Origin of the sequence: Marmoricola sp. RAF53 (assembly GCF_052114005.1) — a bacterium.
Classification (GTDB): Bacteria; Actinomycetota; Actinomycetes; order Propionibacteriales; family Nocardioidaceae; genus Marmoricola.
Map to the genome: position 1 here is coordinate 1 of NZ_JBFRDX010000005.1, position 11976 is coordinate 11976.

The window sequence follows — 11976 nt, forward strand, 5'->3', positions numbered from 1 at the left end:
TCGCTGGCCCAGACGTCCTCGGCCGAACCGACCGTGACACCGGCAGCGACGTAGGCCTCGTCGGGCTGAGCCGCGAACACGCCGGCCCCCGACTCGACGACCACGTCGTAGCCGAGCTTCTGCAGCTGGACGGCGGTGACGCTCGTCGCAGCGACGAGTGTCTCGCCAGGCCGGGACTCGCGGGGGATGCCGATCAGCATGCGAGCTCCACGAGGTCCCCGAGGCACGTGCCCGGCGCTGCCCCAGGGTGCCGAGCGCGATCTGGTCGACCTTTGCCCGTTCGCAGTGCCGTTGCACTGTACGCTCCCAGGTCAATGCCGATGCCGCCATAGAGCTCAACGGCTTGATGGGCTGCCTCGACCACGGCCTCGCTGAGGAGCTCGTCGATCCCCAGCGGGTCGACCCGGTCGAGCTGGGGGCTGGGCGCGGGCTCTCCTGCTCGGGCGCCGGCCGTGTCCATCAGGATCCCCTCGCCGCTCGACCGGGAGTGAGCGTCACGCCCACCCCTCGAACGAACACCTCGGCTCGACCAGCTTCTCCCGTCGCCTCGACCTCGGCGACGTACTCCACGCGGTGGAGCTTGCCGCTGTCATGGAGCAGGGTGGCCCTGACCCGGAAGATGTCGTCACAGCCCGGCGCCTTCGGCCCGGCGAACTCGATCACGTCGTACCCGGCGAAGACACCGTCCGCCTCGCACAGCCTTTCGGAGAGCTCGCGACGGAGCAGGTCGAACGTCCGCAGGACCTCGAGGCGCGCGGTCCCGGTCGACTCGTCGAGCGTCAACGACGCCGTGGCCCTCAGCAGCGCGGTCACGAGACCGCCGCCGGAAGGTCGACGATCTCTGCCAGGAGCTCGCGGTGCCGCCCTGCCGTGCCGAGCGCGATCTGGTCGGCCTTGGCCCTCTTCAGCACGTAGTGGAGCGAGTGCTCCCAGGTCATCGCGATGCCCCCGTGGAGCTGGAGGCACTCCTCCACCAGCTGGACGGCAACATCAGAGGCGTAGGCGGCGACGAGCGAGGCCCGGTACTCCACCGATTCCTCCTCGGCGAGCGCGCCGTAGCGCGCCACGGCGCGCAGTCCCTCCAGGTCGACCCACAGGTCGGCGACCCGGTGCTTGAGCGCCTGGAACGACCCCAGCTCACGACCGAACTGACGCCGTGTCCGCAAGTAGTCAGCCGTTGAGGTGAACACCGCGTCACACAGTCCGAGCTGCTCCGAGCCCAGCGTGATGGTCGCTACCGCCAGAGCACGGCGGAGCGCTCGGGCAGCCTCCTCTCCGACGGCATGCCGGGTCGACGCAACCGACGTCAGGGTCACCTCGGCGAGCGGCCTCGTCATGTCGAGCGCCGAGATCAGCCGCCGTTCGACGCCGGAAGCCGGGAGGTCGACCGCGTGGATCTCGAGAACCCCGTTGGCCGCCGACGCAGGCACCAGCAGAACATCAGCCTCCATCGCGCCGGCGACGTGGGAGACACGTCCGGTGAGCGTATGGTCGTCGGCGATCGAGAATGCCGGGACCATATCGGCGTACGAGGTCGACCACGGCAGCGCCACCGCGGCCGTGCGGCCGCTTTCGATCGCGGACCGCACGGCCGGGGCATCGAGCTCGTTGGCGACGGTCGCTGCCAGCACGCTGCTCGTCAGGAAGGGAACAGGCGCAACGCTGCGACCCAGCTCCTCCGCAACCACGCCGGCGAACCCGAGCGCGCGACTGACGACGTCCGTGTGCGCCCCGTCCACGAGCAAGCCGCCCAGACCGAGGTCGTCCCGGACGGAACGCCAGATCTCGGCGGGGCCGACGAGGTCGTCGTCGTACGTCGCGGACAGAGCAAACTGCGTGCACATCGACTCGAGCAGACCGCGTGCCGCACCGCGGAGGGCCGCTTCATCCGGGTCGTAGGCGTACCTGAGCTCGCTCATCGCGGCGCGTCCTTCCAAGCGATCCCCTTGTCGGGGCGGGCCTCACCCGGGAACCCCAACACCCGTTCGGCAATGATGTTGCGCAGGATCTCCGAGGTGCCGCCCTCGATCGAGTTCCCCTTGGCCCGCAGGTACCGGTAGCCGGCGTCCCTGGCCAGCATGTCGACGGAGTCCGGTCGGATCATCGGCCAGGAGCCGTACTCCAGGCCCTCGGCACCGAGGAGCTCGACCTCGAGCGCGGAGAGTCGCTGCGCGTTGTCGGCGAAGGCGAGCTTGAGTGCCGATCCCGCCGGACCGGGAGCCGCGATCTGCACCGTGCGGTGGGAGTTGAGCCGGGCGACCTCTGCCCCCACCCAGAGGTCGAGCAGACGGTCGTGGAGGTCAGGCCTGCGGAGGTCCGGGCGCTCACGCCAGGTGTGGGCGACCTTGCCGATCATTCCTCCCTCACGCGGCGTCGGCCGGCCGCCGATCGCGACACGCTCGTTGCTCAGCGTGTAGGTCGCCACCTCCCAACCGGCGCCCACGTCACCGAGGCGGTCGGTGTCCGGCACCCGGACCCCGTTGAGGAAGACCTCGTTGAACTCCGCCTCCCCCGTCAGCTGCCGCAGCGGGCGGACGTCCACCCCCGGGTCGGTCATGTCGACCACGAAGTAGGAGAGCCCGGCGTGCTTGGGCACCTCGACATCGGTCCGGGCCACGAGGATCGCGCGCTGCGCGAGGTGGGCGCTCGAGGTCCAGACCTTCTGACCGTCCACGATCCAGGTGTCCAGATCCTGGCGTGCTCTAGTTGCGACGGCCGCGAGGTCCGACCCCGCGCCGGGCTCGCTGAACAGCTGGCACCAGATCTCCTCGCCGGTCCAGAGCGGGCGCAGGAGCCGGGCACGTTGCTCCTCGGTGCCGTACCTGAGGATGGTCGGGGCAGCCATCCCGAGGCCGATGCGGTTGCGGTCAGGGGCGTTGGTCGGCGCCCCTGCCGAACGCAGCCGGTCGTTGACCAGCGCTTGCTCCGCCCGGGTAAGGCCGAGACCTCCGTGGCCCGGCGGAAAATGCACCCAGGCCAAGCCTGCGTCGTACTGAGCGTGCAGGAAGGTCATCCGCTCCGTCGTCGCTGGCGGGTACGCCGCGAGCAGGCCGTCGACCGCGGTGGCGAGGTCCGTCATGCCCCCTCCTCGGCCAGGTACAGCAGGGAGACCGTGCGGGCGATGCAAACCGGCCGGTCCCCGCCCTCGCGCTCCACGGTCGCCTCGAGCTCGGCACGCATCTGGTCGCCGGAGACCTCGACGGCGACCAACCGGACGTGCGCCCTGACCCGGCTGCCCGACTGCACCGGGGCGGGGAAGCGGACACGCTCGAGTCCGTAGTTGACGGCCTGGCGGAGGCCGACGACCTGGTAGACCTCGCGCACCATCGCGGGCAGCAGGGAGAGCGTGAGGTAGCCGTGAGCGATGGTCGTGGCGAACGGGCTCCTCGCCGCGCGCTCCACGTCGGTGTGGATCCACTGGTCGTCCCCTGTCACCGCAGCGAACGCATCGATGCGCTGCTGGTCGAGCACCTGCCATCCCGACGTGCCGAGCTCGCGCCCCACCGACGCCGCGTACTCCGCCGGGGTCAGCACCGTAGGAGCGGGGTCAGCCACGGCGAGCGCCGTCCGCGTAGATGATCTGGCCGGAGACGTAGCCGGCGGACTCGCTGACGAGATAGCCGACCAGCGCGGCGATGTCCTCGGGCGTTCCGCCTCGACCCACGGGGATCTTGGCGACCGCCGCCGCGGTGAAATCCGTGAAGCTCATCCCGAGCCGTGCCGCGGTGGCCTCGGTCATCTCGGTCTGGACGAAGCCGGGCGCCACGGCGTTGGCGGTGACCCCGAACGGGCCGAGCTCGATCGCGATGGTCTTGGTGAATCCCTGGATGCCAGCCTTGGCCGCGGCGTAGTTCGCCTGCCCGCGGTTGCCGCGGGCCGACGTGCTGGACAGGTTGACGATCCGGCCATAGCGCTCGCTCACCATGTGTTTCTGGACGGCCTGGGTCATGAGGAAGGCGCCGCGGAGGTGAACGCGCATGACCGAGTCCCAGTCGTCGGCGGTCATCTTGAACAGCAAGTTGTCGCGGGTGATGCCCGCGTTGTTCACCAGGATCGTGGGAGCTCCGAACGTCTCGACGACCGTGACGATCGCCGCATCGACGGCCGCTTCGTCGGCAACGTCGGCGGAGATCGCCACCGCCTCACCGCCTGCCGCGACGATCTCCTCGCACACCACGTCGCAGGCCTCGAGGTCGAGGTCCAGCACCGCGACCGCGTGTCCCTGGGAGGCGAGGTGCCGAGCCGTGGCAGCTCCGATCCCGCGCGCTGCTCCGGTCACGATGGCGACCCTCCGGGTCTGTCCTTGCATGATCCCTGCTCCTTGGTCGTTGGGTGGGTCTCGTTCGGTGATGCGGGTTATGTGCTCAGAGGAGAGTGATGCCACCGTCGACGTCGACCATCCGGCCGGTGATCCACGACGCCGACTCGGAGAGAAGGAAGGTCACCGCGCCGGCAATGTCCTCCGGCTCGCCCAGCCTGCGCAGCGGGTAGCGGGAGGCGACTTCGTCCTCACGGTTCTCGTAGAGGGGCGCGGCGAACTTGGTCTTGACGACTCCGGGCGCTACCCCGTTGACGCGGACCTCAGGTCCGACCTCGACGGCGAGCACGCGGGTCAGGTAGGTCAGGGCGGCCTTGCTCACGCCGTACATGCCCAGCGCGGGCACCGGGCGTGCGCCGGCCGTCGAGCCGATGTTGACGACGGCACCGCGGTTGGCCCGGAGACCGGCCTCCAGGGCCAGCTGCGTCCAGGCCAGCGGGGCGACCAGGTTGACCTCCAGGATCTTGCGCGCGAGCCCGAGATCGATCGCATCGAGCCCGCCGTCCGCCGGGTTGATGCCGGCGTTGTTGACCAGGTAGTCCACCGAGCCGAACGCGGCAGCCACCTTGTCGAAGACGTCGACCCGGTGATCAGCGTTGTCCGCCTTTCCGGCGACGCCGATCGCCACCTCGGGCCCGCCCAGCTCGGTCGCGGCCGCCGCCAACGTGACGGGGTCGCGGCCGGTGATGCACACCCTGGCCCCGTCGCTGACGAGCGCACTCGCGATGCCGAAACCGATACCTCGGCTGGCCCCTGTGATGACCGCGACCTTGCCGGCGAACCGATCGGGGGCCGTCACGACAGGCGCTCCACGATCATCGCCATGCCCTGGCCGCCGGCCACGCACATGGTCTCCAGTCCGATCTGCTTGTCGTGAGCCTGGAGCGAGTGCAGGAGCGTCGTCGCGATGCGAGCACCGGTCATCCCGAACGGATGACCGACCGCGATGGCACCGCCGTTCACGTTGAGCTTGTCCAGGTCGATGCCCAGGTCGGAGGCCGAGGGAAGCACCTGAGCCGCGAACGCCTCGTTGATCTCGACCAAGTCGATGTCGTTGATCGCCATCCCCGCGCGAGCCAACGCCTTGCGCGACGCCTCGACCGGGCCCAGCCCCATCAGCTCAGGAGTGAGAGCGCCGACACCGGTGGCGACGATGCGCGCCAGCGGGGTGACACCGAGCTCAGCCGCTCGGGTGTCACTCATCAGCAGGAGGGCAGCAGCACCGTCGTTGAGAGGACAGCAGTTGCCGGCGGTGACCGTGCCGTTCTCACGGAAGACCGGCTCGAGACCAGCCAGGGTCTCCGTTGTCACGCCGGCGCGCGGTCCGTCGTCGGCGCTGACCACGCGGCCGTCGGGCAGGCACAGCGGCGTGATGTCGTCGGCCCAGAACCCGGAGGCGATCGCCTCCTGCGCGCGCTGCTGGCTCAGGGCGGCGAACTCGTCCTGGGACGCGCGCGACACCCCCCGCAGCTCCGCGACGTTCTCCGCGGTCTGCCCCATGGGCAGGTACAGGTCTGGAAGCACCCCCCCACCGGTCAGCAAGGGGTTCTTGGTGTCAGGCATACCGTCCGCCCGTCCGCGTTCGTACCGGCTGACGGCTTCCACGCCCACCGACAGGAACACGTCCCCCTCGCCCGCGCGAATCGCGTGCGCGGCCATCCGGGTGGTCTGCAGGCTCGAGGAGCAGTACCGGTTGACGGTGACGCCGGGGACGGACTCCAAGCCCGAGAGAAGCGCAACGGCGCGCGCCAGGTTGTAGCCGCTCTCGCCAGCAGGCTGCCCGACCCCCAGGTGGACGTCGTCGATCGTCGCGGGGTCGAGCTCCGGGATGTCACTGAGGAGCGCTCGCACCATCTGGGCTGCCATGTCATCGGCGCGCAGGTCCTTCAGCGACCCCTTCCCGGCTCGTCCGATCGGCGAGCGAACAGCTCCTACGATCACTGCCTCGGGCATGTGCTTCCTCTCTCTCCTGGCTGGTTCTCCCACCCCGGCACGGGCCGCCGGAGCGGGAGCGTGATCAGGCTAGGAAAGGCTCACGGCCGCCACTATTGGATCCGCGACTGGAAAGCCGTGGCCGCCTCGTGCGCACACCCAAATAGCGGGTTGCCGAGCCGCCGTCGTCCGGACACAGACAAGACGTTGTGTCCGGCCGGTGCTCATGTCGACAACCTGACGTCCGGGCGGGGCGCTATCGGCGGTAGGTGACCAGTCCGCTCGGCGCGAGGCCTGCCAGTCGGCGGGTCACGGGCCCAGCTTCGTTCCCAGACTCCTCCCGATCCTCTTTCCGGTTGACCGCACGGTGGACCAGCGACCCACCGACGGTGCGAAACGGCTCGATCGGGAGGGTGCCGCCGTGCGGCCGGACGAACGGATGCGCCGACCACTGGTCCGCGGATCCCAGCGCCAGCGAAGCCAGGATCTGGCCCGCGGTCATGCTCGGCGCGACGCCGTTGCCCGAAAAGCCGGTGCCGTACACGACCTCAAGGCCGCCGATGCCGAGGCGCCCGAAGAAAGGCAGGCCGTCCGCGCTGCGGTCGACCGGACCGCTCCATGCGTGGGAGACAGTGGCCGTCCGGGCCGCCGGAAAGTACGTGCCGAGCTCGGCAGCGAACCGCGACTTGTCCGTCGAGGCACCGTCGAAACGCGCCCGCACCCGCCCCATCCTGGCCACGGCAGTGCCTCCGGCCCCGAACACCATCCGGCCGTCGCGGGTCCGGCGTGCATAGCGCAGGGTCATCCGGGAAGTGGTCATCGCTTCCCGTCCGCGCCACCCGCTCGCGTCCAGCTCGTCGCCGATCTGCTCGGTTGCGACGACGTCGCTCGCCACCGCAACCGTGGAGCGTGCGAGCGGTGGCACGCCGGACGACCAACCTCCCAGTGCCAGGACCACCGCCGTGGTGGGTCGCACGGGTGCTCGCTCGGTCGCGACGAGGCCCGAGGAGATCGAACGGACCCGGGTCCCCTCGAAGACCTGGACGCCTGCAACCAGCACCTCACTGCGGAGAGCGGCAGCCAGGAGCGCGGGGTGTACCGTCGCGACGGTGGGGTCGAACATGCCACCCAGGAACCGCTCGGAGCCGAGGCGCGCGGATATCTCCGCTGCGTCCAGGAATCGGTAGGGTCCGGCTCCCAGCCCTTGCGCTCGATCCGCGAAGCCCTGCCACGCGCCGATCTGGTGCGGCGACGATGCCGCCATCAACCAGCCGACCGGATCCCAGTCGACATCATGGCCCCTGGTCGTCGCCCAGCGTCCGAGCTCTCGGATAGCCCGTTCGGACTCGCGTGCGACGGCCGGCCCCACCTCTGGCCCGAACCGTCCGATCAGAGTTTCGATCTTGGGCCAGAGCGACATCGCCATCCCCGCGTTGCGTCCGGACGCACCGGCTCCGCATCGATCCGCATCCAGAAGGACCACGCGCAACGTTGGTTCGCGCTCCTTGAGGCGAAGGGCGGTCCACATGCCGACGTACCCGCCACCGATCACGCAGACGTCGCAGTCGACGGCGTCGACGAGCGGCGGTTGCCGCGCGACGGACACGCGCTGGGCGGCGTCCTGCAGCCAGAACGAGTCGACCCTCGGTGCCAAGAACGTGCCGAGCGCGAGGGACTCACCCATGCGCCCCCACCGTGAGGTCGGACCCAGGCGCCAATCCCACAACTTCCGGGATCGTCGTCGGCTTGCCCTCGACGATCCACTCCGCGAGCGCCTCGCCGAGCGCAACGCCGGGACCGAGGCCGCGGCCGCCGAGTCCGACGCCGGCGAAGACTCCGGGTCGGTCGGGGTGCTCGCCGAGGATGAACCTGTCGGCCGGGTGGTGGGGGTAGAGCCCGGCCCAGCCGCCCACGTACCCGAGCTCCAGCTCGGGCAGAACCTCGGTGAGCTGACCGAACACCGTCTCCACCGCGGAGTCGGTCAGCCGTTGGGAGTAGCCCTCGGTATCGTTCTCCGGCTCGCCCAGCAGACGGCTCGAGTGCAGTCCGGCGACAAGCCGGTCAGCGCCTTCGGCACGGAAGTACAGGCCCTCGTCCTCCGATGCGCCCGGCAGGAAGTCGAGCATCATCGGAAGCGGGCCACGAGCCCCCTTCACCGAGAAGATGTAGGCCTCGTGGCGTTCGTTGAGCACACCGACCGGAGCGCCCAGGCGATCCCCGACGACGCCACTCCAGGCACCCGCTGCGTTGACGATGACGTCTGCTCGGAGCTCGCCCGTCGTCGTACGGATGACGAAGCCCGATCCCGACGCCTCGTGGGCGCTCAGGAGCTCGGTGGCTCGCAGGACCTTGCCCCCGCGGTCTCTGACCGTGGCCGCGAGGATCCCGCACAGCTCCGTTCCGTCCACGAAGAACGCGTGTGGATCCCACGCAGCGCCGGTGACGTCGGCCGGAGGTGCATAGTCAGGGACCACTCGTCCCAGCTCGGCCCGGTCGATCACCTCGGAAGGCGGGAGGCCCAGCTCGAGCTGCTGCTTGCGCACGCGCTCGAAGGAGGCCAGCTGGGTCGGAGTGCGGCCCGGCGCCAGGTGGCCGATCCGTCGCAGTGGAAGACCGTGAACCCGGTGCAGGTCCTCGAGGATCGCGTACGACCTGTTCATCAGACCGAACGAGACCGGGTCGGTCTGGAACCGCACTGCCATCCCGACCGCGAGCCCGGTGGATCCCTCGCCGGGATTGCCGCGGTCGACGACGGTGACGTCGACCCCGGCACGCTGGGTCAGAGCAGCGGCGCACCCGAGCCCGAGCACCCCTCCACCCACAATCACGACCTGCATCTAACGACCACTCCTTGTCGCATCGTCATCTGGCTCCGAACGTACGACGGTCGGAGGTGCTCAAGCATCCACCTCGGCCGGACCGACCTGTTCCAGGCAGCCGATCAACCGCTGCGCCACGTCATCGATCAGCGCCTCGTCCATCGGTGTCGAGAGGCTCATGCTGAGCTGCCCGGGCACGATCAGCACGCCTCGCTCCTCCGCCGCCCGCCAGAACCTCGGGCGCCAGCCGTCCGGCTCGACCATCCCGGCGGCGGGTACCAGTCGGACGCCGGACCCGAACCCGGTGACGTCCCAGCCGAGCGGGCGCGCGGTGTCCACCAGGGCCGACCGCAACCGGTCGCCCAGGCGCGCCAACCGCTGGACCTCGGAACGCGTGTAGAGCCGCATGGCCTCCAGTCCCGCACGCATGGTCACCGGGTTCCCGGAGAACGTCCCACCGTGGAAGACCGGTGGTTGTGTCCGAGGGTCGAGAACCTCCATCGCTTCCGCGCTGCCGAGGAGGGCGCCCACCGGCAGGCCGCCCCCGATGATCTTGCCCACGGCCGTCAGGTCGGGGTCGATCTCGAAGTGATCCGCGGCCATGCCCCCGAAACCGTGCCGCAGGGTGACCACCTCGTCGACCACGAGCAGCACTCCGTGCTCGCGGGTGATCCGACGGACCTCTGCCACGTACTCGCGGTCGAGCGGTCGCGATCCGGCGCGCGCCGGCACGAGGTCGAGCACGACGGCGGCGACGTCCGGATCGCCGGTCACCACCGCACGCATCGCCTCCAGGTCTCCGGGAGGCACGGTACGCACCTCAGCGTGCACACCGGCGGAGACCCCTCGTGTGGACGCGGGACCGAGCGCGACGAGCGCGTGGTCTGCGGATCCGTGGTAGGAAGGCGACAGGAACACGATCTTGTCGCGACCCGTGACGGCCCGGGCGACTCGCAGCGCTGTCATGACCGCCTCGGTCCCCGAGTTGGTGAACCGTACTTGCGCCGCCGAGGGGATGCGCTCGATGAGCAGCTCAGCGAGCTCGATCTCGAACCGGGTGGACATGCCGAACGAGGCACCGTCACGCACGGCGCACTGCGTGGCGGCGACGACCGCCGGATGGCTGTGCCCGTGGATGAGCGCGGTGAAGTTGTTGTTGAGGTCGATCCAGCGCTGCCCGTCCTCGCCGACGACCTCGTAACCGTGACCGCTCACCGCGCGCGGTGCGAGCGGGAACATGGCGGTGAGGCCTCGGGTGGTGCCCCCAGGGAAGGCCGCGAGGGCACGCTCGTCCCACGCGGCCCGGGACTCGGATTCGCTGCTGCTCGACATGGTGCAACCGTCGGAGAATTTCGGCCGCGAGGCCATTGTCCCGCGAATCAAACGATCAGCGGTTCCCCGTGTCTGCAACCAATGGGCACCGGGGTGACCTGATCCTAGAGTCGAAGCACGAAGCCCACGCGCGGATCGTCCCTCGACCGACGCACACGAACCACTGAAGAGGAATCCAGATGACGACCTACGCCGTGACCGACCCGGCAACCGGCGAACTCGTGCGCGAGTACGCGACCCACACCGACGAGGAAGTCGGGGCCGCCGTGGCGGCTGCACATGCCGCCACCACCTCGTGGGGTCGCGAGACCACCGTCGAGGAGCGTGCCGCAGTCGTACGGCGCATCGGCGAGCTGCACGTCGAGCGGGCGGACGCGCTGGGCGCGATCGCGAGCCGGGAGATGGGCAAGGCCGCCGCCGCCGGCGCCGGCGAGGCGCGGTTCGCCGGGGCGATCTTCTCCTACTACGCGGACAACGCGGCGGTCTTCCTTGCCGAGGAGCCGATCACGCTTCTCGGGGGCGAGGGAACCGCCGTCATCCGCAAGAGCCCTGTCGGCGTGCTCCTGGGGATCATGCCCTGGAACTACCCGTTCTACCAGGTGGCCCGCTTCGCCGGACCCAACCTCGTCGCAGGCAACACGATCGTGCTCAAGCATGCTCCGCAGTGTCCCGAGTCCGCAGCCGCGATCGAGGAGATCTTCCGCGACGCGGGCGTTCCGGAGGGTGCGTACGTGAACGTGTATGCCACGAACGAGCAGGTGGCCGACGTCATCGCCGACCCCCGGGTTCGCGGGGTGTCCTTGACCGGTTCCGAGCGTGCCGGCGCGGCCGTCGCGGAGATCGCCGGTCGGCACCTCAAGAAGGTGGTGCTGGAGCTGGGCGGCTCCGACCCGTTCATCCTCCTCGGGACCGACGACCTGGAAGCGACGGTGGCCGCTGCAGCCTCTGCCCGGCTCGACAACGCGGGGCAGGCTTGCAACGCAGCCAAGCGGATCATCGTGCACGAGGACCTGTACGACGATTTCGTGGCGAAGTTCACCGCGACGGTGGTGGGCACCACCACCACGCCGCTCTCGTCGCTCGCAGCAGCCGATCGGCTCGAGAAGCAGGTGGCCGCGATCGTCGCTGACGGCGGCCAGCTCGCCACGCAAGGCGAGCGACAGGGTGCTCAGTTCCCGGCTGGCGTTCTCACCGACATCGACCGCAACGCGGAGTCGAGCCGCGAAGAGCTGTTCGGCCCCGTCGCCATGGTGTTCAAGGTGCGTGACGAGGACGAGGCGGTCGAGGTGGCCAATGACACCCAGTACGGGCTCGGCTCGTACCTGTTCACGACCGACCCGGCACAGGCCGAGCGCGTCGCCGACCGGTTGGAGGTCGGCATGGTCTTCGTCAATGGCGTCGGCCTGGACAGCATGGAGCTGCCGTTCGGGGGGGTCAAGCGCTCTGGATTCGGGCGAGAGCTGGGCCGCGCGGGGGTCGAGGAGTTCATCAATCGCAAGCTGATCCGCACCGTTCGCTGAGTTGCAGACGTCGAGTGGGGCCGTGCGAGGAACGCACGGCCCCAGTCGCCTGCCA

At 69.8% G+C, this 11976-nt stretch carries 11 protein-coding genes and 1 pseudogene; 1 reads left to right on the top strand and 11 read right to left on the bottom strand.

What is annotated here, in order from left to right:
• The 11 genes and pseudogenes from AB4Y76_RS05370 to AB4Y76_RS05420 form a co-directional block, all read right to left on the bottom strand.
• Window positions 1-200 (bottom strand): annotated as a pseudogene (locus AB4Y76_RS05370) (Re/Si-specific NAD(P)(+) transhydrogenase subunit alpha); the annotation flags it as partial.
• Window positions 201-459: 259 nt separating this feature from the next.
• Window positions 460-813 carry a hypothetical protein gene (locus tag AB4Y76_RS05375; protein WP_441922903.1) on the bottom strand — a complete coding sequence of 118 codons (354 nt, stop codon included), beginning with the start codon at window positions 811-813 and terminating at the stop codon, window positions 460-462.
• Window positions 810-1919: an acyl-CoA dehydrogenase family protein gene (locus AB4Y76_RS05380; protein ID WP_441922905.1), complete on the bottom strand. Its 1110-nt coding sequence runs from the start codon at window positions 1917-1919 to the stop codon at window positions 810-812. The genes AB4Y76_RS05375 and AB4Y76_RS05380 overlap by 4 nt, the downstream gene beginning before the upstream one ends.
• Window positions 1916-3079 carry an acyl-CoA dehydrogenase family protein gene (locus tag AB4Y76_RS05385; RefSeq protein WP_441922907.1) on the bottom strand — a complete coding sequence of 388 codons (1164 nt, stop codon included), beginning with the start codon at window positions 3077-3079 and terminating at the stop codon, window positions 1916-1918. Before AB4Y76_RS05385 ends, AB4Y76_RS05380 begins: the two co-directional genes overlap by 4 nt.
• A complete protein-coding gene (locus tag AB4Y76_RS05390; protein ID WP_441922909.1) occupies window positions 3076-3555 on the bottom strand; it encodes a MaoC family dehydratase in 480 nt (159 codons plus the stop codon). The genes AB4Y76_RS05385 and AB4Y76_RS05390 overlap by 4 nt, the downstream gene beginning before the upstream one ends.
• Window positions 3548-4309, bottom strand: a complete 762-nt coding sequence (gene fabG, locus AB4Y76_RS05395) for a 3-oxoacyl-ACP reductase FabG (RefSeq protein WP_441923484.1) — start codon at window positions 4307-4309, stop codon at window positions 3548-3550. The genes AB4Y76_RS05390 and fabG overlap by 8 nt, the downstream gene beginning before the upstream one ends.
• Before the next feature lie 55 nt (window positions 4310-4364).
• Window positions 4365-5117 carry an SDR family oxidoreductase gene (locus tag AB4Y76_RS05400; protein WP_441922911.1) on the bottom strand — a complete coding sequence of 251 codons (753 nt, stop codon included), beginning with the start codon at window positions 5115-5117 and terminating at the stop codon, window positions 4365-4367.
• A complete protein-coding gene (locus tag AB4Y76_RS05405) occupies window positions 5114-6271 on the bottom strand; it encodes an acetyl-CoA C-acetyltransferase (RefSeq protein WP_441922913.1) in 1158 nt (385 codons plus the stop codon). The genes AB4Y76_RS05400 and AB4Y76_RS05405 overlap by 4 nt, the downstream gene beginning before the upstream one ends.
• Before the next feature lie 235 nt (window positions 6272-6506).
• Window positions 6507-7934 (bottom strand): FAD-dependent oxidoreductase, encoded by a 1428-nt coding sequence (locus tag AB4Y76_RS05410; RefSeq protein ID WP_441922915.1) that lies wholly within the window; start codon window positions 7932-7934, stop codon window positions 6507-6509.
• Window positions 7927-9087 carry an NAD(P)/FAD-dependent oxidoreductase gene (locus AB4Y76_RS05415; RefSeq protein ID WP_441922916.1) on the bottom strand — a complete coding sequence of 387 codons (1161 nt, stop codon included), beginning with the start codon at window positions 9085-9087 and terminating at the stop codon, window positions 7927-7929. Before AB4Y76_RS05415 ends, AB4Y76_RS05410 begins: the two co-directional genes overlap by 8 nt.
• Before the next feature lie 60 nt (window positions 9088-9147).
• Window positions 9148-10401 (bottom strand): aspartate aminotransferase family protein, encoded by a 1254-nt coding sequence (locus AB4Y76_RS05420; protein WP_441922918.1) that lies wholly within the window; start codon window positions 10399-10401, stop codon window positions 9148-9150.
• A gap of 179 nt (window positions 10402-10580) precedes the next feature.
• On the opposite strand from AB4Y76_RS05420, the gene AB4Y76_RS05425 reads away from it, so the two are divergent.
• Complete coding sequence (locus AB4Y76_RS05425) at window positions 10581-11921, top strand: aldehyde dehydrogenase family protein (protein ID WP_441922920.1); 1341 nt, start codon at window positions 10581-10583, stop codon at window positions 11919-11921.
• The last annotated feature ends 55 nt before the right edge of the window (window positions 11922-11976 follow it).

What these genes read in the sequence shown, in the direction of transcription:
- AB4Y76_RS05380 (WP_441922905.1), bottom strand. Translation starts at nt 1,919, where the DNA reads ATGAGCGAGCTCAGGTACGCCTACGACCCGGATGAAGCGGCCCTCCGC.
- AB4Y76_RS05385 (WP_441922907.1), bottom strand. Translation starts at nt 3,079, where the DNA reads ATGACGGACCTCGCCACCGCGGTCGACGGCCTGCTCGCGGCGTACCCG.
- fabG (WP_441923484.1), bottom strand. Translation starts at nt 4,309, where the DNA reads ATGCAAGGACAGACCCGGAGGGTCGCCATCGTGACCGGAGCAGCGCGC.
- AB4Y76_RS05405 (WP_441922913.1), bottom strand. Translation starts at nt 6,271, where the DNA reads ATGCCCGAGGCAGTGATCGTAGGAGCTGTTCGCTCGCCGATCGGACGA.
- AB4Y76_RS05410 (WP_441922915.1), bottom strand. Translation starts at nt 7,934, where the DNA reads ATGGGTGAGTCCCTCGCGCTCGGCACGTTCTTGGCACCGAGGGTCGAC.
- AB4Y76_RS05415 (WP_441922916.1), bottom strand. Translation starts at nt 9,087, where the DNA reads ATGCAGGTCGTGATTGTGGGTGGAGGGGTGCTCGGGCTCGGGTGCGCC.
- AB4Y76_RS05420 (WP_441922918.1), bottom strand. Translation starts at nt 10,401, where the DNA reads ATGTCGAGCAGCAGCGAATCCGAGTCCCGGGCCGCGTGGGACGAGCGT.
- AB4Y76_RS05425 (WP_441922920.1), top strand. Translation starts at nt 10,581, where the DNA reads ATGACGACCTACGCCGTGACCGACCCGGCAACCGGCGAACTCGTGCGC.